Below are 22,826 nucleotides of genomic sequence, written 5' to 3' on the forward strand. Positions count from 1 at the left end.
GAAACGCCGCCCATCAGGGCGGCGTGGGTAGGCTAGTTACGCAACCTTGGCGCCTGCAGCTGCTGACGAATCGTTTTGGCCAGTTCGTCAAGGGACGGCTGTTCCGGGTGTTCGTCGCGGGTTTCGCTGCTCAGCTGCGCTTCTGCCAGATAGGTGTGAATCGGCTGGCCATCATCATCTTCCATCACCACATGGTACCAAGGCGCCGCGCGCAATTCGTCATTGGCGGCAATTTCATCCTCTTCCGGCTCCGCGAGCGAATACTCGGGATCGACATCGACGATGACGCCCAGGTAGCCCAAGAGCGTATGGCGGACCTGTTGGCCGATACCGAATTTGCTGGCTATCATAGGCACCTCCTGGGAAACATGAATACTCCCTATATGAGGCTCATGTTTCGTTTTTCAAGTTACATGACGCGACAGGCAAACCCCTTCAGATACAGCCCTTCCGGGTAGGTTGCGATCACCGGGTGGTCGGCAGCCTGACGGAACTGTTCTATAAATTGTACATCACGCCCGGCATCAATTGCGGCATCGGCGATGATTTTCTGAAATAAATCGGTGGTCATCAGCCCGGAGCAGGAGAATGTCAGCAGCACGCCGCCGGGGTTCAGCAGCTGGATCGCCAGCATATTGATATCTTTATAGCCGCGGCAGGCGCCCATCAGCTGGCTTTTATTTTCCACGAACTTCGGCGGATCCATCACGATCACGTCGAATTTCTCTCCCTGATCGCGGTATTTACGCAGCAGTTTGAACACGTCGTCGCGCACAAACACCGCTTTGGACAGATCCAGTCCGTTGATCTCCACGTTCTGGCGGGCAACGTCGAGCGCCTCCTGCGAGGTATCCACGCTGGTGACCTGGCGGCAGCCGCCCATCAGCGCCGACACCGCAAAGCCGCCGGTGTAGGAGAAGCAGTTCAGCACCCGTTTATCCGCGACATAGCGGCGGGTGGCCAGGCGGCTGTCGCGCTGGTCGAGGTAGTAGCCGGTCTTGTGCCCGCCCTGGATATCGACTAACAGCTTCATGCCGTGCTCGGTGATCGGCAGCAGCGCCGGGGGCAGTTCGCCCACCACCGGCCCCTGGGCCAGCTCCAGTCCCTCTTTTTTACGCACGGCGACATCGCTGCGATCGTAAATGGCGCAGTCCGGGAACAGGTTCTGCAGGGCGCTGATGATGGCGGCGCGCTGGTATTCGGCGCCTGCGCTGAGCAGCTGCAGCACGAAAAAGTTGCCAAAGCGGTCGATAGTGACGCCCGGCAGGCCATCGGACTCGCCGGCGATCAGGCGGTAGCTGTCGAGGCCATCGCGCTCGGCCAGCCAGGCACGCCAGGTTTGCGCCTGCTGCAGACGGCGTTCAAAGAAGGCGCTATCGATGGCTTCATTGCGGTCGAAGGTCCACACGCGGGCGCGGATCTGCGACGACGGCGAGTAAGCGCCGCGGGCCAGCCATTTTCCCTGATGGTCAACGATATCGATGGTTTCACCGCTGCGGGCTTTACCTTCCATGCGGGCGACGCCGCCGGAGAATATCCACGGATGGCGACGCAGCAGGGATTTCTCGCGTCCTTTGGCTAACACTAAGCGGGGGAATAGGGAATCTGTCATGGGGCTACCTTTAAGCAACGGGAATGTCGGCACCGAAAAATGGCGCGTAGATTAGCACACCTGGCGCACGCAAGCATCTTTCGCCCGGCTGGCACAGGTGAGCGTTTCGGCACAAAATGCAGGCGCTTCGGCACATTCAGCTGGTGCGGACTCTCATACCCTGTTTTCTCACCCCAACGAGGAGCAGACGATGAAAACAGGTATCCGCATGGCTGTGGCGATGGTAGCGGCTGTGAGCAGCGGCGCGATGGCCGCGCCGTTTAGCGTAAGCAGCAATGATATGCGTGACGGGCAGCCGCTGGCCCAGCAGCACTGGTTTGCCGGTTTCGGCTGTACCGGAGGCAATGTCTCTCCGCAGCTGACATGGAAAAACGCCCCGGCGGGCACGCGCAGCCTCGCGGTCACCGTCCGGGATCCCGATGCGCCTACCGGCAGCGGCTGGTGGCACTGGACGGTGGTCAATATCGCCAGCAGCGTCTTTTCGCTGCCCGCTGGCGCGGGAGATAAAAACAGCGCTACACTGCCGGGCGGAGCGGTCCAGGGCCGCAACGATTTTGGCTATGCCGGCTTCGGCGGCGCCTGTCCGCCGGCGGGAGATAAACCGCACCGCTATCGCTTTACGGTATGGGCGCTGGATGTCCCCACGCTGCCGGTGGATGCCGGGGCCAGCGGGGCGCTGGTCGGCTATCTGTTACATAGCCATGCTCTCGCCAGCGCACAGTTGACGGCGATGGCCGGGCGTTAAAATAAAAGGTCGGTCTGATGGAGAGTATCCACTTTCAGCATAACGCCTTAACCGCGGCGGAGATCACCACCCGACGGCTATGCAGACTGCATCGCGTGCGGCTGTTCTCCCCGGCGCTCTGTCGGGTGAAACGCGGCAGCAAAGTGATTGTGCAAGGGGAGAGCCGGGTGCTGGCGACTCCGCAACAGCTGATTGTTTTGCCAGCTGACGTGGAACTGGAGGTGATTAACCAGCCGGAGAATGGCCTCTTTTGCTCCGATCTGCTATCGCTGACGCCCGAGCTGCTGACGAGGTTTAAGACTCGTTATCTCAGCGAACCACCGCCAGGGCGCCTGACCTCGCTCTGCGCACCGGTGACGACAGAGCTGGCGTTTATGTGGCAAAGCGTTCTGCAGGCGGTGCGGGAGGGATTGTCCGTCGCGCTGCAGCAGCACCAGACCATGGGGCTGCTGCTGGCCCTGCATGAGGCTGGCTATGCGGGCCCGCTGCTCGTCGAGCGGCAGCAGGATCTGTCGGCGCAGGTGCGGCAGCTGATTATGCTGTCGCCGGCGCAGGCATGGAGCGTGTCGCGGGTGGCGAAAATGCTCTTTCTCGGCGAGTCCACGCTGCGCCGTCGGCTGCAGCAGGAATCGCAGAGTTTTCGCCAGATCGTCGAGGAGGTGCGGATGGCCCACGCCCTGGGGCAGCTGCAGACCACCTCGCGGCCAATAGGCGAAATTGCGCAGAACAGCGGATATCAGTCGGGATCGCGCTTTACCGCGCGCTTCCGTCAGCATTATGGTTTACTGCCGAAGCATGTACGCTGAGCGAATTTGCTATCCTCAGCGTATAGCGTGAGCGAAAAGGAGATGATTATGGCCAGTATCTGCACAATGGCATGGGTTTACGGTTCGGTTCAGGGCGTGGGATTTCGCTATTCCACGCAGCGGGAAGCGCTGCAGCTGGGGGTGACCGGTTATGCCCGTAATCTGGATGACGGCGGGGTGGAAGTGCTTGCCTGCGGCGAGGCGGAGCAGGTGGAAAAACTCATCGCCTGGCTGAAAGCCGGGGGGCCGCGCAGCGCGCGGGTTGACCGAGTGTTAACCGAGCCCCATCAACCCACCCGCAGCTGGGACAAATTCGCGATCCTCTATTAGATGCACTTCACCGGCTTCGGCAAGCCGGCGATTTTAGTCGCCTGTTTGGCGGGTCCTTTCGGGAACAGGCGATAGAGATAGCGGCTGTTGCCTTTCTCTTCGCCAAACTTGTTGGCCATCGCCTTGACCAGCATACGGATCGCCGGAGAGGTGTTAAATTCAAGGTAAAACTCGCGCACAAAGCGCACTACTTCCCAGTGTTCAACGGCGAGCATTATCCCTTCCTGCGCGGCAATGACTTCCGCCATCGCCTCGCTCCACTGGGTGGTATCTTTCAGATAGCCTTCGCTATCCGTTTCAATTTCGTTGCCTTCAAAAATAAACATGATTTTTCACATACCGCCTGAAACTGGCCGTAGTGTAGCAAAAAAAAAGGCCCCGCATAAGCGAGGCCTCTGTTAAGCAGGGGAGCGGTTAGTCCCGGCTGGCGAAGCCCAGGATGCTCAGCAGGCTGACAAAGATGTTGTACAGCGAGACATACAGACTGACCGTCGCGCGGATATAGTTGGTTTCACCGCCGCGGATAATGTTGCTGGTCTCGAACAGGATGGCACCCGAAGAGATCAGGATGAACACCGCGCTAATCGCCAGGTGCAGCGCCGGCAGCTGCAGGAACAGGTTAGCGACCATACCAATCAGGACGACCACCACGCCGGCCATCAGCATCCCACCAAGGAATGACATGTCTTTACGCGTCGTCAGCACATAGGCCGAGCAGCAGAAGAAGACCAGCGCCGTGCCGCCCAGCGCCAGGCCGATTAAATCGCCCATGCCGGCAGAAAGATACGCGTTCAGCATCGGCCCAAGGATATAGCCGAGGAACCCGGTGAAGGCGAAGGCGGAAATAATCCCGGTGGGTTTATTCGCCGTTTTGTAGGTCAGGAACATCAGACCGTACATCCCTACGAGGGTCAAAATGAGACCCGGCGAAGGGAGCATCAGCACTGTGCTGGCGGTGGCGGTCATAGCGGAAAACGCCAGCGTCAGGCTGAGCAGGAAGTAGGTGTTACGCAGAACCTTGTGCGTGCTGAGCAGCGAGGAACGGTCACGCGATGATGTAATTATGCGATCCATGAGTCACTCTCTTATGACAGATGTAATTAGGGATAAAGAATAAGAAAAACAAGCGTGAAGCCCTAATGCTTTTACCCATCTTTACTTAGTTTTTACCGCTTTTGCCTGGCATAAAATTCTATATAGATAGGAAAAAGCGATATATTTTCGCTTTTCGCGTCGCTGAGTCGATCGAAATCTTATAGGTCACTGAAAAATATTGCCTTATGGCAGTTCTGCGACTAAGTGTGGAAGAGGGGGATTACCCCGTACGTCAAAGGCAAAGGGAAATGACATTACACAAAAAAAATCACATCACCCGAACACTCCTGGCTGTCAGTATGCTGGCTATGAGCGGCGGGGCGCTGGCGGCGCAGGTGCCGCCGGGCACCCAGCTGGCGGAAAAGCAGGAGCTGGTCAGAAATAACGGCAGTGAACCGGCGTCACTCGATCCGCATAAAGTCGAGAGCGATGTTGAATTCAATATCATTAGCGATCTCTTTGAAGGGCTGGTCAGCGTGTCGCCAGCGGGGGTGATCCAGCCGCGACTGGCGGAACGCTGGGAAAACAAAGACAACCTGTTATGGACCTTCCATTTACGCCCCGGTCTGACCTGGTCCGACGGCACGGCCATTACAGCGCAGGATATCGTCTGGAGCTGGCAACGGCTGGTCTCGCCGGCAACAGCCTCCCCCTACGCGAGCTACCCTGGCAATATGCATATCGCCAACGCCCGCGAGATTGCCCTCGGGCAAAAGGGACCCGAGACGTTGGGGGTGAAAGCGCTGAACGACACCACGCTGCAGGTCACTCTGACCCAGCCGAATGCCGCCTTCCTGGCGATGCTGGCGCACCCTTCGCTGGTACCGATCGACAAAGTGCTGGTGGAGCGGTATGCCGATAAATGGACCCGACCAGAGCATATCGTCACCAGCGGCCCGTATAAGCTGTCCCAATGGGTGGTGAATGAGCGGCTGGTGGCTGAACGTAATGCAAAGTACTGGGATAATGCGCACACCGTTATTAATAAAGTGACTTACCTGCCAATCTCTTCGGAGGCCGCCGATGTCAACCGCTACAAAACAGGGGAGATTGATATTGTCTATACGGTGCCGATCAATCAGTTTGCGCAGTTGCAGAAAACCATGGGCGACCAGCTGGACGTTTCGCCGCAGCTGGCGACCTATTACTACGAATTCAATACTACCCGGCCGCCGTTTAACGACGCCCGTGTGCGTCGCGCGCTGAATATGGCGCTTGATAAAGATATCATTGCCGGAAAAGTGCTTGGCCAGGGCCAGCGCCCGGCCTGGCTGATCGGTCAGCCGGATATCGGCGGCGTGACGCTGCATAACCCGGACTACGCCAGCTGGCCGCGTGAGAAACGGATTGCCGAGGCGAAAAAACTGCTGGCGCAGGCGGGGTATGATGAAAGCCATCCGCTGGTCTTTACCCTGCTCTATAACACCTCTGAGTCGCACCAGCGTATCGCCATTGCCGCCAGCTCTATGTGGAAGAAAAACCTCGGCGTCGAGGCGAAGCTACAGAACCAGGAGTGGAAGACGATGCTGGATACCATGCATACGCATAACTTCGACGCCGTCCGCTACGCGTGGATTGCCGACTACGACGATGCCGCCACCTTCCTCAATACTTTCCGTACCGGTGATAGCGAGAACACCAGTCAGTACAGCAACCCTGCTTACGATGAGGCCCTGCGCAATGCGGCGAAAGCCTCCGACGTGGCGACCCGGGGCAAATACTATCAGCAGGCGGAAGATCTGCTGGCGCAGGATGTTCCCGCCATTCCGGTCTATCACTATGTACGTACCCATCTGGTGAAACCTTGGGTAGGGGGCTTCACGCCGGATAAGCTGGGGTATTACTACACCAAAGACATGTACATTAAAAAACACCCATCCGCCAGCGGCGATGGGCGTTGATTTTCTGTGCAAACTGCCTGAAATTCAGACGAATAACACAAAATTGTTTGTTTTTAAGGCAGTTGATCAAAATGATGCTTTACAGCATCCGCCGAGGTGTTTATAGTGCGCCTCACACCGGAAGTGTGGCCGAGCGGTTGAAGGCACCGGTCTTGAAAACCGGCGACCCGAAAGGGTTCCAGAGTTCGAATCTCTGCGCTTCCGCCATATAAAAGAAGGGGTTACCGAAAGGTAACCCCTTCTTGCTTTGTCCGGTCGGTCGTGCATGACCCGGACAGCGACCGACGACGTTTTCATTCCCACAGCGCTGACGGATACATAGCCCGTCGCATGGCAGGACTTTTCACAACGCCCGCTTATTCTTCGACAATCCGCGCCTTCGGTTTGCTCAGCAGGAGCATGACCAGCGCGACGTAGGGCATCGGCTTCCAGAAATAGTAGCCCTGCAGCAGATGAATATTCTGGCGATTAAGATAATCCCGTTGGGCCTCGGTTTCGACGCCCTCGGCAATGATGCGCAGTGACAGCGTCCGCGCCATCTCTATCACGCAGTCCAGCAGCTTGCTTGCCGGCGCCTCCCCAGTTACCCGGCCGACAAAACTCTGATCGATTTTGATATAGTCGAAAATCAGCTCGTGGAGACAGGAAAGCCCGGAATAGCCGGTGCCAAAGTCGTCCAGCGCGATGGAAAACCCGAGGGAGTGTAACGTATTGAGCTTGTCCACAACCGCCCCGTTGAGCAACAGCGGCTCCTGCTCCGTGATCTCCAGCATCAGCTTCACCGCTTTACCCTCAAAGCCGCGCTGATAGTGCAGGCAGTCATCGATAAACGTCGGCGCGTTAATATGTGACACGCTGATATTCAGGTCAATATGAAACCCATCCGGTAGTTTACTAAAGAGTGGTCTCATCTGCGCGTTGACCTGCGCCATCAGGCTGCGGGTTAGGGGAATAATTAAGCCGGTACGTTCGGCCAGCGGAATAAATTCCGCGGGCGAGCTCGCTGGCGTCGTGCTGTTTTGCCAGCGGGCGAGAATTTCCACGCCGTATATCTCCCCGGTTTTCCCGTTCACCAGCGGCTGATAGTAGGGAACGATATAACCCTGGATGATGGCGTAGCGCAACTTTTCCTCTTCAGAGGTGTAAACATTAAGATATTTACGCATCAGGAAATAAAACAGCAGCGAAACCGAGAAAATAAAGATCAGCAGGCCGGAGCCATTATTCACCAGGCGGGCGAGACTAAAAAAAAGCGACTCGGGATAGGCAATACGAAACGAATAGGCGGGCGAGGTAAATACCTCCTGGTGTGGGTCCGCAGCCAGCGGCTTAACATCGCCATATCTGGCAATCATTTGGTTCTGCACCCAGAGTGCCAGCCCGTTGTTATCGGTATCGCTATATAGCGCATCGCGCAGATGGATGTCGCTGATCGTGACAATCACCCTGATCGGCGCTAAGCGCGTCTGATAGATCAGCACCGGCCGCTTATTGACCATCATTCTGGCCGGGAGCAGTAACAGAGGGTCATCAGGCAAAGACTCAGGGCTAAGTGTCAGGACCCGGTTGCCAGTTAATGACGAACACGCCCGCAAGAAATACCATCAGCGCCAGGGAAAAGGCAATCACTCGCAGCCGGTGGATGAAGAGACGGCGTTGTTTCTTGGCGATCGCACCGTCAGCCAGGCCGCGTGGCAGCCCGGCGCGATGGTGCGACTGACGGTCAGCGGCAAGGCGCGGGTATTTAGCGGCTAATCCCTGAGCAGGCGGCGCCGGCTATCGCCGATGCCGCACAGAAAGCTAATCAGGCGGAGGATGAAGCCGATAGTATCCGCGCCACTGACCTCGTCGCCATGGAGTGGTAGTACGTTGGAACAATTCCGCGGGGTCAGTCCATCTCACCGCCGTTTTGCCGGTGTGCGCTTTACAAATCCAGCACTAACCGGCCGCCTTTAGCGCGCGAGCAGCAGATCAGCATACTCTGCTGGCTGGCTTTCTCTTCCTCGCTGTAATACTGATCGCGGTGGTCGGCTTCCCCCTCCAGAATCATCGTTTCGCAGGTGCCGCACACCCCTTCGCGGCACAGACATTCCACTTTCGCCGCTTTGTTATTCTCGATCACCTGCAAAATGGTCATATCCTGCGGCACGGTAAATTCGCGTCCGGAACGCGCCAGCACCAGGGTAAATGCCTCTCCGCTTTTATCCTCAAGGATAAACTGCTCAAAGTGCAGCTGGCTGGCGGGCACCTGATGGCGTTCGGCGGCGGCTTTCACCGCCTCGTTAAGCGCCGCTGGGCCGCAGGTATACACGTGGGTTCCTGGCTCGAGGTCGGCGAACAGGCGCGGTAGGTCGAGACGGCTGCCGAGCGCTGATACATGAACATTGACCCGATCGCGCCATGGCGCAGCGCTGAGCGCATCGACGAAAGCATTACTGTCGGCGTCGTGAAAACAGTAATGCAGCTGCCAGTCGGCCTGCCGCTGTTCCAGTTCCGGAATATGCGATAAGAATGGCGTAATGCCGATGCCGCCGGCGATCAGCAGATGTTTTCGCGCCTGTGGTTCGATGGCGAACAGATTGTTGGGCGTGGACACCGTCAGGGTATCGCCCGGGCGCACCCGCTGGTGCATAAAACGCGAGCCGCCTTTGGAAGGCGACTCAAGACGCACCGCAATCTGCCAGCTGGAGGTATCCAGCGGCGAGCTCATCAGCGAATAGGCGTTACTGTAGCGCTGCTCGCCATCCTGCATCTGGACGATAATATGGCTGCCGCCGCTGAATGCCGGCAGCGGGGCGCCGGTCGGCGACACCAGCGTAAAACGCTTCACAAGAGGGGTGATCTGTTCAACATCGCGAACGACCGCCTCAAACATTTGATAATCAGACATCGCTGAACTCCATTAAAAAATCCCGGCGTGGCTAGCGCCATCGCCGGGAGAGCAGATTTACAACCCCTGGCAGAGATACTTCATCTCCAGGTAATCTTCGATTCCGTGTTCCGAGCCTTCGCGGCCAAGACCCGACTGTTTCACTCCGCCAAACGGTGCGACTTCGTTGGAAATTAGCCCGGTATTGATGCCGACCATGCCGTATTCCAGTTGCTCGGAGACGCGCCAGATACGGGCGGCATCGTTGCTGTAAAAATAGGAGGCGAGACCGTAGATGGTGTTATTCGCCTGCTCGATGACCTGCTGCTCATCCTCAAATTTCACCAGCGCGGCCACCGGGCCGAAGATCTCTTCCTGCAGCAGCAGTGACCCCGGCTGTACGTCGCCGATCACCGTAGGGGTGAAGAAATTACCGCCCAGCGGATGCGCTTTTCCGCCGGTTAACAGCGTGGCGCCGCGGCTCATGGCGTCGTCGAGCAGGGACTGCACTTTGCGCCCGGCGTCGGCGTTGATCAGCGGGCCAATCTGCACACCGGACTCGTTGCCATCGCCGACTTTCAGAGCGGCGACGCGGGCAACGAACTTATCGCAGAATTGGTCGTAGACGGCGCGATGAATATAGAAGCGGTTGACGCAGACGCAGGTTTGCCCGGCGTTGCGGAACTTGGCGATCAGCGCGCCCTCGATCGCTTTATCGATATCGGCGTCGTCAAAGACGATAAACGGCGCGTTACCGCCGAGCTCTAAAGAGAGCTTTTTGATGGATTCCGCGCACTGGCGCATCAGCACGCGGCCGACTTCGGTCGAACCGGTAAAGGAGAGCTTACGCACCCGCTCATCACCGGTGAACTCCGCGCCAATCTCACGCGACTGGCCGGTGACGACGTTAATGACGCCCTGCGGGATCCCGGCCTGATTCGCCAGTTCCGCCATCGCCAGCGCGGTAAACGGCGTTTCATTGGCAGGCTTAATTACCATCGTACAACCCGCGGCCAGCGCCGGGCCGGCCTTCCGGGTGATCATCGCCGCCGGGAAGTTCCACGGGGTGATCGCCGCGCAGACGCCTACCCCCTGGCGGATCACCATCAGGCGTTTATCGGCGCCGGGGGAGGGGATTATCTCGCCGTTGGCGCGTTTCCCTTGTTCGGCAAACCACTCGATAAACGAGGCGGCATAGGCGATTTCGCCTTCCGCTTCCGCCAGCGGCTTGCCCTGCTCGGCGGTCATTATCTGCGCCAGCGCGGTTTTGTTTTCGAGGATCAGGCGATGCCAGTTTTTCAATAGCGCGGCGCGCTGAGCGGCGGTGAACGCGCGCCAGCCCGGCAGCGCGGCCGCGGCGGCATCCACTGCCTGTTGCGCTTCCGCACGCCCCATATTGGGGATCTGGCCGAGCGTCGCGCCGGTGGAAGGATTGCTGACGGCAAGCGTCGTGCCGTCGGCGGCGTCGCGCCAGCTTCCGGCAATCAGCGCCTGCTGGCGAAACAGATCTGAGTGAAACACAGACATAGCAAGCTCCTTCAACGATTACGGCTGGAACACCTGGGCGACCAGATTGTGGAAATGCGCGATCCCGTGCTCGGAGATACCGCTGCCGCTGTTATCCGCCATAATGCGCCCCTGGCCGCAATAGCCGCGGGACTTCAGCCCCTTCTGCACGCTTTCCACCAGGCGTAAATCTTCCGGGCGGAACACGTCGCGATACCACTCAATCAGCGCTTTCTGATCGTCAGTCAGCTCTTCGTTGGTGAAATAGATGTCGTAATTCTGCAGAGTGGTCTCTTCATCCACCGGGAATTCATAGATAACGGTCATCATGCCCTTGATCGGCGTGACGTTGAACATGGTGCACGGCCACAGCCAGAAACCGTGAAACGCGGCGTCGGTACCCTCTTCGAATTTAAACGACTGCTCGGACGGTTTGGCGAAGCCATACTGCAGCGTCCATTTGCCGTGCATGGTGTGCCAGTAGCGGTCAACCTGGACGGAATCCGAGAAGCCCGGGTGCGCCGGACCGCAGTGGTAACATTCCAGATAGTTATCGACGATATTTTTCCAGTTCGCCGGGGTGAGGGTGGTAAAGCGCGCCGCCAGTTTCAGATCATGCACGTCCGGACAGGCTTCCAGCACTTTGTCCTGCAGCCCCGGTAGCTGCGTTTCCACACTCTCCGCTTCCGGATTCATATTGATAAACACAAAGCCGGCATACTCTTCCAGGCGAACCGGCACCAGCGTTGCCTTTTCGCTATCGAAATTCGCCACGTTTTCGCAGTTGCGGGCGTGGGCGAGATTGCCGTCCAGCTTGAAGGCCCAGGCGTGATAGGGGCAGGTAATCACGTTTTTGGCTTTGCCCTCGCCGCTCAGTAGCTGGTGGCCGCGGTGTGGGCAGACGTTATAGAAGGCGCGCAGAATGTTGTCGCGGCCGCGGACGATAACGATATTTTCGCCGATGATCTCCCGGGTAATGTAATCGTTCGGCCGAGCGACCTCGCTGCCGTGGGCGACGCAAATCCAGCTATTGGCGAAGATGCGCTCTTTCTCGTGCTCAAACGCCTGGCTGTCGGTATAAAAACGGGCCGGAATGATCCAGGCATCCTGCGGATTAGCGCAAAAGTTAATCGGCAGGGTGAAGTCAGGGCTCAAATTGCTCATGTAGGGTCTCCTTGTGATTATTGTCAGTAAGAGGTTTTACAGCGACTGGCCGTCGCCTTTGAGTACCGCGCCAACCGGCAGCGTCTCGGCTTTAATAATGGGCTCGGGGGTATGGGTTTCTATCTGATGGACCGGAACGTGGGCGTAGTCCTGTTTTAACCAGCGCACGAAGCCGCCGGTTTTAATCAGTAAAATGGCCAGGAACGGTAGGGCGGTCAGCACCACGGTGGTTTTCATGGTCTCAAGCGAAGCGCCGGTAAACAGAATCGACAGCGGGATGAGGGTGATCACCACGCACCAGAACAGGCGCATGCCGCGATCCGGATCCTCGCCTTCGCGCAGGTTACGGGTACTGGTCGCCGCCATGGTGTAAGCCACCGCATCCATGTGCGAAGCGAGGAAAACAATCATCACGAACAGATAGGCGGCGAGGAACAGCTTACCTGCCGGCAGCGACATCAGGACCTGCTGGACGGCGGTTTCGCCGCCGAGAGTCTGCATCACCTGTGGTACGTTAATCACGCCGTTGACGAACTGGTGCATGGCGTAGCTTTCCATCACCCCGAAGAAAAACCAGCAGCCGGCGGTGCTACCGAGGAGCAGTCCCCAGATCACCTCTTTGATTTTGCGCCCGCGGGAGACGCGGGTGACGAACATCGCCACGCCTGGGGTGTAGGAGATCCACCACAGCCAGTAGAAGACGGTCCAGTTGCGGGTAAAGGCGCCGTCGCCGAGCGGGTCGGTAAACAGGCTCATCTGCAGGAAGTTTTGGGTCGTCAGGCCGACGGCGTTAATGACGTTATTGGTGATGAATTCGGTCGGGCCAACCAGTAATACCACCAACGGCAGCAGAAACGCCCCCCAGCCGACCATTTTGCTCAGGCGCTGCAGGCCGTTGTTGATGCCAATCCACGAACTCATGCAGAAAATACCGCCGGAGAGCAGGATCACAAATGCCTGCACGGTGAAGTTATCCGGCAGTCCGGTCAGCGCTGACAGGCCGCGGGTGAAGGTGGCGGCGGTGACTACCAGCGAAATGGTTAACGCGCCGACGGTAGCGATCAGGAACATCAGATCGACCAGACGGCCCCAGAAACCTTGCGGATTAACGCCGGTGATCGCCGAAACGATCCCGGAGAGGCTGAGGCCTTTATTTTTCCGCACGTGGAAGTGATAGGCCATGATCAGCGAGGCGAGGGTATAGGTTGCCCAGGCGCTTACGCCCCAGTGGAAGAAAGAGTAAGGGATGCTGTATTCCAGCGCTTTCGGCGATTGCGGGGCAATGTTAAGGCCCGGGGTCTGGTAGTAATAAGCCCATTCGGCAACGCCCCAGTACAGCGTGGAGGAGCCGAGACCGGCGCAGATAAACATAAACAGCCATGAGAGGGTACTGTATTCGACTTTACCTTCGCCGAGACGGATATTGCCGTATTTGCTGGTGGCCAGATACAACACCAGTCCCAGCGCCAGTAGCACCAGTACCTGTACCGTGGAACCCAGCAGGCGGGTCACGCCGTTAAAAATCGAATCAGCCGCCTGCGCGGTTTGCTGGGGGAAGAGACTTAATGTAGCGGCGATGAAAACAATGGCCGCCAGGCTGATGGCAATCAGCGGCACATCTTTTTTCTTTACGTTGCTCAACATGAGTGATCTCCTGGGCATGATTGCCCGTCGGTGGCTTTAGCCTGTCGTTGTTATCACGCTGTAGGGTCAGGGTTCGTAGCAAGATGCTATTAACAATTGGATTATTTCTTCGTTACATGAATTAAACAATTGGCCGTTTCGTGAAGCAATAAAACACGAAACGGAAATAATAAAAGGTAAATTGGCGCAGGTTCTGTCCTTTCAGGAATTAATAAAGTTCACCGCTGTGATGCGGTTCACTTGTCAATCGTGGGGGATTCTGCATAGCGAAAAGAGAGGGGCGTTGGCGGACCAGGCGCGCGGGTTTTCCCGGGTAGCGGCTGCGCCTTACCCGGGCTACTTGCTGTGCCGTTTTTTGCCGGGTAGCGGCTGCGCCTTACCCGGGCTACTTGCTGTGCCGTTTTTTTTGGCGGGTGGCGGCTGTGCCTTACCCGGCCTACACACTACATTATCGTGCGATTGTAGCCCCGGTAAGCGCAGCGCCACCGGGGAGCGGCGGGGTAATTACGCCAAAATGGCTTTGCAGATAGCGTCGCTGACCTGTTGCGTTGATGCGCTGCCTTTCATATCCGGGGTTTTCGGCCCGCTGGCAATCACCTGCTCAATCGCCGCCAGGATGCCGTTGTGCGCGGCGTGATAGCGCGCATCGCCGTTGCCGAGGAAATCGAGCATCATCGCCCCGGCCCATATGGTGGCGATCGGGTTGGCGATATTTTTACCGTAGATATCCGGCGCGGAGCCGTGAACCGGCTCGAACAGCGACGGGAAGGTGCGCTCCGGATTGAGATTGGCCGACGGCGCAATACCGATAGTGCCGGTACAGGCCGGGCCGAGATCGGAGAGAATATCGCCGAACAGGTTAGAACCCACTACCACGTCGAAACGCTCCGGCTGCAGCACGAAGCGGGCACACAGGATATCGATATGCTGCTTGTCCCAGCGAATATCCGGATAGTTTTTGGCCATCTCTTCCACCCGCTCATCCCAGTAGGGCATGCTGATCGCCAGGCCATTGGATTTGGTTGCGGAGGTCAGCGTTTTGCGTGGGCGGCTTTGCGCCAGTTCGAAGGCGTAGCGCAGGATCCGGTCCACGCCGCGGCGGGTAAAGACCGACTCCTGAATCACCACTTCATGCTCGGTGCCTTCATTGGCGCGGCCGCCAAGGGCGGAATATTCGCCTTCGGTATTTTCGCGCACCACGTAAAAATCAATATCGCCGGCCTTTTTACCCGCCAGCGGGCAGGGGACGCCGGGGAACAGGCGCACCGGGCGCAGGTTGACGTATTGATCGAACTCGCGGCGGAACTTCAGCAGCGACCCCCACAGCGAAATGTGGTCGGGAACGGTATCCGGCCAGCCGACGGCGCCGAAGTAGATGGCATCGAAGCCCTGCAACTGCTCGCGCCAGTCGTCCGGCATCATCTTGCCGTGATGGGCATAATATTCGCAGCTTGCCCACTCCATCTGCTCGAAGCTCAATGACAGATCCCAACGCTGTGCGGCGGCTTGCAGCACGCGAATCCCTTCAGGCAGCACTTCTTTGCCAATTCCGTCACCCGGGATGGCGGCAATACGACAGGTTTTTTTCATTCCGGTTCTCACTTTTTAGCGATGATGTTTGACCACCTGCCTATCCTATAATTGACTGGTTCATAATTAATCACGCTAACTGGTGAAACATAAAACACAGATCATGAATAATCTGCCGCTGCTAAATGATTTACGCGTCTTTATGCTGGTCGCTCGCCGGGCCGGGTTCGCCGCCGCCGCCGAGGAGCTTGGCGTATCGCCGGCGTTCGTCAGCAAGCGGGTTTCGCTGCTGGAGCAAACCCTGAATGTGATGTTGCTGCACCGGACCACCCGCCGGGTCACCATTACCGAAGAGGGGGAGCGGATCTATGAATGGGCGCAGCGCATTTTGCAGGATGTCGATGAGATGATGGATGAGCTTTCCGACGTGCGCCAGGTGCCGCAGGGAACGCTGCGTATTATCAGTAGCTTCGGCTTTGGCCGTCGGGTTGTCGCCCCGGCGCTGTCGGCGCTGGCTCTCCAGTACCCGCAGCTGGAGCTGCGTTTCGATGTCCAGGACCGGCTGGTGGATTTAGTCAATGAAGGGGTGGATCTCGATATTCGCGTCGGCGACGATATCGCACCGAATCTGATTGCCCGCCAGCTGGCGGCCAATCACCGCGTACTCTGCGCCTCGCCGCAGTTCCTTGCCCGCCATGCGCCGCCGAAACAGCTGAGCGATCTGGCCGCGTTACCCTGCCTGGTGATTAAAGAGCGCGATCATCCGTTCGGCGTCTGGCAATTGCATAGCAAAGAGGGCCAGCACGCCATCAAGGTAACCGGGCCGCTCTCCTCCAACCATGGTGAAATTGTGCATCAGTGGTGTCTGGACGGGCAGGGGATTGCGCTCCGTTCGTGGTGGGACGTCCGGGAGAATATCGCCAGCGGACATCTGGTGCAGGTGCTGCCGGACTACTGGCAGCCGGCCAACGTCTGGGCGGTTTACGTCTCCCGGCTGGCGACGTCGGCCAAAATCCGCACCACCGTGGAGTTTCTGCGCCACTACTTTCAGCTGCACTATCCGCAGCATGAGCCGACGGCCAGCGCCGTCGGCAGAGGCGATTAAACCCCAAGGCGGTCGCGCAGGCTGTAGTAGGCGGCGCCCATGGCGGTAAAAGGAATGCGCAGGCTGCGGCCGCCCGGGAACGGGTAGTGCGGCAGTTTGGCGAAGGCGTCGAAACGCTCGGCGTCGCCGCGCAGCAGCTCTGAAATCAAGCGTCCGGCAAGGTGGGTACAGGTCACGCCGTGGCCGCTGTAGCCCTGCATGTAGTAAATATTGTTATCGAGACGCCCGAACTGCGGCATCCGCGACAGGGTTAGCAGGAAGTTGCCCGTCCAGCGGTAGTCAATCTTCACCCCCTGCAGCTGCGGGAAGGTTTTCAGCAGTTTCGGCATAATCAGCCGCTCCACGTCGTCCGGATCGCGCGCGCCGTAGACCACGCCGCCGCCGTACAGCAGACGGTTGTCGCCGGTCAGACGGTAGTAGTCCAGCAGGTAGTTACAGTCTTCCACACAGTAGTTTTTCGGGATCAGCGAGCGGGCGACCTCTTCCGACAGCGGAGCGGTAGTGACCACCTGGGTGCCGCACGGCATGCTGCGTTTCGCCAGCTCCGGCTCCAGTTTATCGCCGAGATAGGCGTTGCCGGCGACGATCACGTAGCGCGCGGTGACCTGGCCGCGCGCGGTGCTGACCACCGCCGGGCTGGTGTGCTGGATGCGGGTGACCGGCGACTGCTCATACACCCGGCCGCCGTTCAGGCGAATGGCATCCGCTTCGCCGATGGCAAGGTTCAGCGGGTGAATATGGCCGCCGCTGTGGTCGAGCAGGGCGCCGACGTAGCGGTCGCTGTCCACTTCGCGACGAATGGCCTCTCTGTCCAGCAGCTCCAGCTGGGTGTTGCCGTAGCGCTCCCAGTTGGCTTTCTGCTCTTCCAGGATTTCCAGCTGTTTATGGTTCATCGCCACGAACAGGCCGCCCGGGCGGTAATCGCACTGGATCTGATACCGCTGGATGCGTTCGCGGATGATATCGCCGCCTTCGAACATCATGCTGCCGAGCATTTTTGCCGCATCCGGGCCGTAGTTCTTTTCAATGACGTCGATATCGCGGCTATAGGAGTTGACCAGCTGACCGCCGTTGCGGCCGCTGGCGCCGAAGCCGATGCGCGCCCCTTCCAGCACCACCACGTCGTAGCCCATTTCGGCCAGATGCAGGGCAGACGAGAGGCCGGTGTAGCCGCCGCCGACGACGCAGACGTCACAGTTGATGGATCCCTCCAGCGTCGGGAACGGTTCATACTTGTTGGCGCTGGCGGCATAGTAGCTAGTGGTATGTTCAGTCATGATCAAGACTCCAGGGCAATCCAGATGGTTTTCAGTTCGGTGAATTTTTCCAGCGCGTGCAGCGATTTATCGCGCCCGTTGCCGCTCTGCTTGTAGCCGCCGAACGGAACGGTCATATCACCATCGTTATAGTTGTTGACGAAGACCGAGCCGGCCTTCAGGCGGCGGCTCATGCGGTGGGCGCGGGAGAGATCGCGGGTCCACACCGCGGCGCCCAAGCCGTAGTCGCTGTCATTGGCGAGCTTTAGCGCCTCTTCTTCGCTTTTGAAGCGGGTCACCACCAGCACCGGGCCGAAGATCTCTTCCCGGCTGAGGGTTGATGCCGGGTCGACGTCAACGAAAATGGTCGGGCCAACGGCGGCAGGCCACGGGTTTTTCCGTCCGTCGAGGAACAGGGTGCTTTGGCTTTCGCCGCCGCGAATAAAGCTATGCACGTTGTCGGCATGAGTATTGTCAATCAGCATGCCCATGGTGGTGTCCGGATCGAGCGGGTTGCCCGGCTGCCAGTGTTGCGCCTCAGCTTTCAGCCGCGCCAGGAACTCGTCAGCGATGCTCTCCTCGAGCAGCAGACGGGTCCCGGCGATGCACACCTGTCCCTGGTTGTAGAAGATGCCGCCGGCGGTGGCGCGAACCGCTTGTTGCAGATCCGGGCAATCGGCGAAGACAATGTTGGCGCTCTTGCCGCCCGCTTCCAGCCACACGCGCTTCATATTGCTGTCGCCGGCGTCTTTCAGCAGCTGCTTGCCGGTGCGGGTGGAGCCGGTGAAGGTGATGACTTCAACATCAGGATGCAGGGCCAGCGCCTGCCCGGCCTCGTGGCCAAAGCCGCTGACCACGTTCAACACGCCGTCCGGCAGGCCGGCCTCTTTCGCCAGCCCGGCCAGACGCAGGGCGGTGAGCGGCGATTTTTCCGAGGGTTTGAGGATGACGCTATTGCCCGCCGCCAGCGCCGGGCCGAGTTTCCAGCAGGCCAGCAGCAGCGGGAAGTTCCACGGCACCACCGCGGCGATCACGCCAATTGGTTCGCGAACGATCATCGCCAGCTCGTTGCTGCCGGTGGGGGCCACTTCGCCATAGACTTTATCCAGCGCTTCGGCATACCAGCGAATGGCGCGGGCGGCGCCGGGAATATCGTCGCGCAGGCTGTGGCGAATCGGTTTGCCGGTATCCAGCGTTTCCAGCAGCGCCAGCTCTTCACGATGGGCCTCCATCAGATCAGCAAAGCGAGTGAGGATCGCTTTACGCTGTGCGGGGGAGGCCTGCGACCAGTCGCCGTTATCAAAAGCCTGGCGCGCGGCTTTCACCGCCCGTTCGACGTCGGCTTTTTTACCGCGGGCGACCTGGGCTAATGTCTGCTGCGCGGCGGGGTCGATAGTCTCAAAGGTGGTATTATCGGCCGCGGCGCAATATTCGCCGTTAATAAATAAGCGCGTTTCAATGGCCAGGTTTTTCGCTTTTTCCTGCCAGTAAGCCAGGTGCTGAAAATTCATCATGACTCCTTAAAAACATTATCGGCAAATTAATCAGTGCGGCGTTTTCAGGCTGCACGGGGGCACTGCGCCGGGCGCAGGGCATAGCGTATCCCCGGAGTTGAATACCGTTTTATTCTCCTGAGTTTTGACGGGTTGTTTGCAACCCGAATTATTCAGGAGCGAGACGCCATTCACTGGCGTTAATTATTTCAGGGCCAACAGGAAATAATATTCCGTACGGCGCAGACGTTATTACTACGAGTTCTTCGCCGCGACGAAAATAGATTTTCCGTCGCGACAGGCCTGAAGTAAGCCTGAACTTTGTTCAGGCGAAATAATCAGAATGTGGTGGGGGTGTGGGCACTGATGATGCGGCAGATGCCTGCCGAGGTGTTGCTGAAGCTGTGCGGAATGCCGGTATTAATGGCATAGCTCTGTCCAGCCACCAGGTGGTACGACTGACCGTTAATGGTCAGCACGATCTCACCTTCCAGTATGGTGCCTATCTCCTCACCCTGATGCTTAATCCTCTCCCCGGTCGTGGTTCCAGGCTGGTAAGTTTCAAAAATCATCGCCAGCGTACGGTTCGGATTTCCGTTATGAACCAGCTTCATGGAAACGCCCTGACTTCCCATCTCAATCAGGTCATCCTGATTAATGACCACCTGGGGTTCGTCCGGCTTTTCGGGTTCAGAAAAGAATTCCGAGAGCGACAGCCCATAGACTTTCAGCAGCTTTTGCAGCGTACTGATGGCAGGACTGACTTTATCCTGCTCTATGGTGCTGATGGCACTATGTGTTAACCCAGACAGTTCGGCGGCACGACGCTGTGAGAGACCCAGCTGTTGGCGGATCTCTGACAGACGTTTCCCTGGCGCCAGTCCGTCATCGCTCATATTTGCATTTCCTTAACGGTAGTGGTCAGCGCCGCCGCTTTTCAGCATGATGGCCCTGACAGGCGGTGATAAAACCATCAAACAACATACGCGACAGGGCGTATTCGCTACTGTTCCATTCTGGATGCCACTGTACGCCCAGCGCGAAAGGATGATCGTTCACGCTGACCGCTTCCACCAGTCCATCCGGCGCTCGCGCCTCCACGCGCAGCTGCGGACTGAGGGTTTTTGCCCCTTGCCCATGTAGCGAGTTTACCCAAAACGTGTTGCAGCCCGGTATCAATTGCGACAGCAATCCTCCTTCCTGAACCTCAACCTGATGGGACGGCGCATACTGCTGCTCGACGGGCAGTTCAGGATCTTCGCGATGTTCAAGGAGCTCAGGCTGCTCGAACAGACGACGATACAGAGTCCCGCCGGTGGCGACAACCAGTTCCTGCAGTCCACGACAGATGGCGAAAATGGGGATGCGCCTTTCGAGCGCGGCGTTAATCAGCGCCATGCTCAGAAGATCACGCCCGGGGTCGGCGTCAGGCTCATCGCCGTTTTCACCATAAAGGTGCGGCTGCACATTGCTGGGGCTGCCTGGCAGGTAGATCCCGTCCAGTTTATCAACGACCGCGTTCAGTAGCTCCGGCTCCGCCAGCGCATGCGGCAGGGCAATCGGCAGTCCGCCGGCGTTAACAATTGCATTCAGGTACTTTTCTTGCAAGGTCTGGGTCTGGTGACCCTTAAGCCTGTTTCTACACATCACGACGCCAATAACTGGCTTGTACATTATATTTTCCATGATCGCCCTCACAAAGTGGACTAAATTATGACCGCTATAGCGGGTTTAACGGCCATATCGTTCAATATTTTCTCAATCTAGCAGTGGAAATAGCCCTTTGCAAACTTAATTTAACATTTGACAAACAATTTATTTGCATACACAGTCGATGGGGTGGACATTATATTTAACGGTCTGAGTGCAGGACCGAAACCCAACCAACGGCGGTGAATCATGGAAACCAATATCGTAGAAGTTGAGAATTTTGTTCAGCAAACGGAAGAGAGACGGGTTAGCGCGTTCGCGAAAGAAGTGAAGCGCTACCTCGAAACCTACCCTGATACCCAGTATGTCGATGTCCTCCTCACTGACCTGAACGGCTGCTTCCGCGGCAAGCGCATCCCGGTTGCCGGCCTGAGCAAACTGGAGAAAGGCTGTTATTTCCCGGCCTCGGTGTTTGCGATGGATATTCTCGGCAATGTGGTGGAAGAGGCCGGTCTGGGCCAGGAGATGGGCGAGCCGGATCGCAGCTGCATCCTGGTACCCGGCACCTTAACCCCTTCGGCGGCTGACCCACAATCGATAGCCCAGGTACAGCTAACCATGGTTGATGAAGATGGCGCTCCCTTTGACGTTGAGCCGCGGAACGTACTCAACCGCCTCTGGCAGCAGTTGCGCCAGCGCGGGCTGTTCCCCGTGGTAGCGGTAGAGCTGGAGTTCTATTTACTGGACCGCAAACGCGATGCCGAAGGCTACCTGCAGCCGCCGTGTGCGCCGGGCACCGACGATCGCAACACCCAAAGCCAGGTCTATTCGGTCGATAACCTTAACCACTTCGCTGACGTGCTCAACGACATCGACGAGCTGGCCAAACTGCAGCTGATCCCCGCCGATGGCGCGGTGGCGGAAGCCTCGCCGGGCCAGTTTGAAATCAACCTTCACCATACCGATAACGTGCTGGACGCCTGCGATGATGCGCTGGCGTTAAAACGTCTCGTGCGTTTGATGGCGGAGAAGCATAAGATGCACGCCACTTTTATGGCGAAGCCTTATGAAGAGCATGCCGGCAGTGGGATGCATATCCACATCAGCATGCTGAACAATAAAGGGGAAAACGTGCTGGTGGACGGCGATGGGGAAGACTCTGCGCTGCTCAAACGCGCGCTGGCCGGGATGATCGATCTGATGCCGGCCTCGATGGCGCTGCTGGCGCTTGGCGTGGGGGAGATGATCACTCTGGCAAGCGCGGTGGCGATCGCGGCGGAGATTATCCTTATCAGCGCCTGGGCCGGAAAAGTCGATGTCCGCCGGGTGACGGTGGTGCAGCTGGCGACCGCGTCGCTGGTGGCTTTCGCCGCCATGAAGCCGGCGGGTGAATCGGTGCCGTCGTTGACGCCGGCCCTGCTCGGCGTCGCGCTGGGGCTGGGGATTTTCAGCGCGATCATTCAGGTGACCATGAGCTGGGCGCAGCGCAGCGTCTCGCCGACGCGGGCCACCCTTATTTATACCGGTGAACCGGTATGGGCCGGTATTTTTGGCCGGCTGGCCGGTGAGCGTCTGCCGCTGCTGGCCCTGCTCGGCTGCGTTTTGATCCTCGCGGGGGTGCTGGTGAGCGAGCTGAAGTGGAAGCGCAAGTCGCCGCCGCAGGTTTCCACAAACGACGATGCGCAGCCGCTCACGGACCTGGCCGATCGCCGCGAGCCATAATATTTTCCTTCTGACCCGACAGCGGCGCTTATCCTGGCTGGTACTCGTCCGGCTCTGATTGTCTCCAGGCCCGGCAAGCGCAGCGCCGCCGGGCGATGGCTCTAGGCACGGCGTCGCTTTTATGCCGGGTGGCGGCTGCGCCTTACCCGGCCTGCGTTCGTACGACCTGCCGTTAATTTATTCACCATTGTTGCTGAAACTGCCGGTGCTGACGGCCTCAAAATCGCTGAAACATTCCCGGAAGGCCGTGGCAGTCTCCAGGCCCGGCAAGCGCAGCGCCGCCGGGCGGTCAGGTTCCGTGCCCGTGGTGGTGCCGGATGGCGGCATAAATGCCTTATCCGGCCTACAGGATCACACCACCCAGGCCCACACCGCTCCCTGCGCCAACGCCGCGCTAA

General features: G+C 58.4%; 21 protein-coding genes, 1 tRNA gene and 1 pseudogene. 9 read left to right on the forward strand and 14 right to left on the reverse strand.

Features of this window, described 5'->3' with window-relative positions:
• Positions 1-32 precede the first annotated feature (32 nt).
• Both hspQ and rlmI read right to left on the reverse strand, forming a co-directional pair.
• Positions 33-350: a heat shock protein HspQ gene (hspQ, locus tag DR88_RS17500; protein ID WP_002898441.1), complete on the reverse strand. Its 318-nt coding sequence runs from the start codon at positions 348-350 to the stop codon at positions 33-35.
• A 59-nt stretch (positions 351-409) separates the two neighbouring features.
• Positions 410-1,612 carry a 23S rRNA (cytosine(1962)-C(5))-methyltransferase RlmI gene (gene rlmI, locus DR88_RS17495; RefSeq protein WP_025860808.1) on the reverse strand — a complete coding sequence of 401 codons (1,203 nt, stop codon included), beginning with the start codon at positions 1,610-1,612 and terminating at the stop codon, positions 410-412.
• A 190-nt stretch (positions 1,613-1,802) separates the two neighbouring features.
• Between rlmI and DR88_RS17490 the strand changes: the two genes are divergently transcribed.
• The 3 genes from DR88_RS17490 to yccX are packed head-to-tail and all read left to right on the forward strand — an operon-like array spanning position 1,803 to position 3,493.
• The gene (locus DR88_RS17490) at positions 1,803-2,357 is read left to right on the forward strand and encodes a YbhB/YbcL family Raf kinase inhibitor-like protein (RefSeq protein ID WP_025860810.1); all 555 of its coding nucleotides are present in this window, start codon (positions 1,803-1,805) and stop codon (positions 2,355-2,357) included.
• A gap of 17 nt (positions 2,358-2,374) precedes the next feature.
• Positions 2,375-3,163, forward strand: a complete 789-nt coding sequence (locus DR88_RS17485; protein ID WP_004183586.1) for an AraC family transcriptional regulator — start codon at positions 2,375-2,377, stop codon at positions 3,161-3,163.
• A gap of 48 nt (positions 3,164-3,211) precedes the next feature.
• Positions 3,212-3,493, forward strand: a complete 282-nt coding sequence (yccX, locus tag DR88_RS17480; RefSeq protein WP_004150835.1) for an acylphosphatase — start codon at positions 3,212-3,214, stop codon at positions 3,491-3,493.
• Here yccX and tusE read toward each other — a convergent pair.
• Positions 3,490-3,819, reverse strand: a complete 330-nt coding sequence (gene tusE / locus DR88_RS17475; RefSeq protein ID WP_025860814.1) for a sulfurtransferase TusE — start codon at positions 3,817-3,819, stop codon at positions 3,490-3,492. The genes yccX and tusE overlap by 4 nt on opposite strands.
• A gap of 88 nt (positions 3,820-3,907) precedes the next feature.
• Positions 3,908-4,567, reverse strand: coding sequence for an FtsH protease modulator YccA (gene yccA / locus DR88_RS17470; RefSeq protein WP_032443826.1), 660 nt, complete (start codon positions 4,565-4,567; stop codon positions 3,908-3,910).
• 269 nt (positions 4,568-4,836) lie between these two features.
• Here yccA and DR88_RS17465 point away from each other — a divergent pair, with 269 nt between their 5' ends.
• On the forward strand, positions 4,837-6,489 hold the full coding sequence (locus tag DR88_RS17465; protein ID WP_032443827.1) for an ABC transporter substrate-binding protein: 1,653 nt from the start codon (positions 4,837-4,839) through the stop codon (positions 6,487-6,489).
• Between the two features lie 119 nt (positions 6,490-6,608).
• Positions 6,609-6,696: transfer RNA gene (locus DR88_RS17460), tRNA-Ser, on the forward strand.
• A gap of 149 nt (positions 6,697-6,845) precedes the next feature.
• On the opposite strand, the gene DR88_RS17455 is transcribed toward DR88_RS17460, so the two are convergent.
• Positions 6,846-8,027 (reverse strand): EAL domain-containing protein, encoded by a 1,182-nt coding sequence (locus DR88_RS17455; RefSeq protein ID WP_508604239.1) that lies wholly within the window; start codon positions 8,025-8,027, stop codon positions 6,846-6,848.
• A gap of 28 nt (positions 8,028-8,055) precedes the next feature.
• On the opposite strand from DR88_RS17455, the gene DR88_RS17450 reads away from it, so the two are divergent.
• Complete coding sequence (locus DR88_RS17450; RefSeq protein ID WP_025860815.1) at positions 8,056-8,244, forward strand: hypothetical protein; 189 nt, start codon at positions 8,056-8,058, stop codon at positions 8,242-8,244.
• 169 nt (positions 8,245-8,413) lie between these two features.
• Here the strand turns inward: DR88_RS17450 and DR88_RS17445 are convergent, their stop codons facing one another.
• The 5 genes from DR88_RS17445 to DR88_RS17425 form a co-directional block, all read right to left on the reverse strand.
• A complete protein-coding gene (locus DR88_RS17445) occupies positions 8,414-9,379 on the reverse strand; it encodes a PDR/VanB family oxidoreductase (protein WP_004147873.1) in 966 nt (321 codons plus the stop codon).
• Positions 9,380-9,436: 57 nt separating this feature from the next.
• A complete protein-coding gene (locus DR88_RS17440; protein ID WP_004147874.1) occupies positions 9,437-10,885 on the reverse strand; it encodes an NAD-dependent succinate-semialdehyde dehydrogenase in 1,449 nt (482 codons plus the stop codon).
• A gap of 18 nt (positions 10,886-10,903) precedes the next feature.
• Positions 10,904-12,028, reverse strand: coding sequence for a carnitine monooxygenase, oxygenase subunit YeaW (yeaW, locus tag DR88_RS17435; protein WP_004147875.1), 1,125 nt, complete (start codon positions 12,026-12,028; stop codon positions 10,904-10,906).
• 36 nt (positions 12,029-12,064) lie between these two features.
• Positions 12,065-13,672, reverse strand: a complete 1,608-nt coding sequence (locus DR88_RS17430) for a BCCT family transporter (protein WP_004183615.1) — start codon at positions 13,670-13,672, stop codon at positions 12,065-12,067.
• A 504-nt stretch (positions 13,673-14,176) separates the two neighbouring features.
• Positions 14,177-15,262 carry a tartrate dehydrogenase gene (locus DR88_RS17425; protein ID WP_004147877.1) on the reverse strand — a complete coding sequence of 362 codons (1,086 nt, stop codon included), beginning with the start codon at positions 15,260-15,262 and terminating at the stop codon, positions 14,177-14,179.
• Between the two features lie 82 nt (positions 15,263-15,344).
• Between DR88_RS17425 and DR88_RS17420 the strand changes: the two genes are divergently transcribed.
• Complete coding sequence (locus tag DR88_RS17420; RefSeq protein WP_004221441.1) at positions 15,345-16,307, forward strand: LysR family transcriptional regulator; 963 nt, start codon at positions 15,345-15,347, stop codon at positions 16,305-16,307.
• On the opposite strand, the gene DR88_RS17415 is transcribed toward DR88_RS17420, so the two are convergent.
• From DR88_RS17415 to puuD, 4 genes are all read right to left on the reverse strand, one after another.
• Complete coding sequence (locus DR88_RS17415; protein ID WP_004147878.1) at positions 16,304-17,584, reverse strand: NAD(P)/FAD-dependent oxidoreductase; 1,281 nt, start codon at positions 17,582-17,584, stop codon at positions 16,304-16,306. The two genes, DR88_RS17420 and DR88_RS17415, sit on opposite strands and share 4 nt — an antisense overlap.
• A 2-nt stretch (positions 17,585-17,586) precedes the next feature.
• Entirely contained in the window at positions 17,587-19,074 is a 1,488-nt protein-coding gene (gene puuC / locus DR88_RS17410) for an aldehyde dehydrogenase PuuC (RefSeq protein ID WP_004214498.1), read from the reverse strand.
• A 320-nt stretch (positions 19,075-19,394) separates the two neighbouring features.
• Complete coding sequence (gene puuR, locus DR88_RS17405; RefSeq protein WP_002898590.1) at positions 19,395-19,952, reverse strand: HTH-type transcriptional regulator PuuR; 558 nt, start codon at positions 19,950-19,952, stop codon at positions 19,395-19,397.
• Between the two features lie 25 nt (positions 19,953-19,977).
• Positions 19,978-20,730, reverse strand: coding sequence for a gamma-glutamyl-gamma-aminobutyrate hydrolase (puuD, locus tag DR88_RS17400; RefSeq protein WP_020802183.1), 753 nt, complete (start codon positions 20,728-20,730; stop codon positions 19,978-19,980).
• A 225-nt stretch (positions 20,731-20,955) separates the two neighbouring features.
• Here puuD and DR88_RS0125400 point away from each other — a divergent pair.
• Together DR88_RS0125400 and DR88_RS31275 are read left to right on the forward strand one after the other, a co-directional pair.
• Positions 20,956-21,942: pseudogene (locus DR88_RS0125400) on the forward strand (type I glutamate--ammonia ligase); the annotation flags it as partial.
• A gap of 6 nt (positions 21,943-21,948) precedes the next feature.
• The gene (locus DR88_RS31275; RefSeq protein ID WP_227499850.1) at positions 21,949-22,428 is read left to right on the forward strand and encodes a DMT family transporter; all 480 of its coding nucleotides are present in this window, start codon (positions 21,949-21,951) and stop codon (positions 22,426-22,428) included.
• Positions 22,429-22,826: the final 398 nt, after the last annotated feature.

It is taken from the genome of Klebsiella pneumoniae (assembly GCF_000742135.1).
GTDB classification, from domain to species: domain Bacteria; phylum Pseudomonadota; class Gammaproteobacteria; order Enterobacterales; family Enterobacteriaceae; genus Klebsiella; species Klebsiella pneumoniae.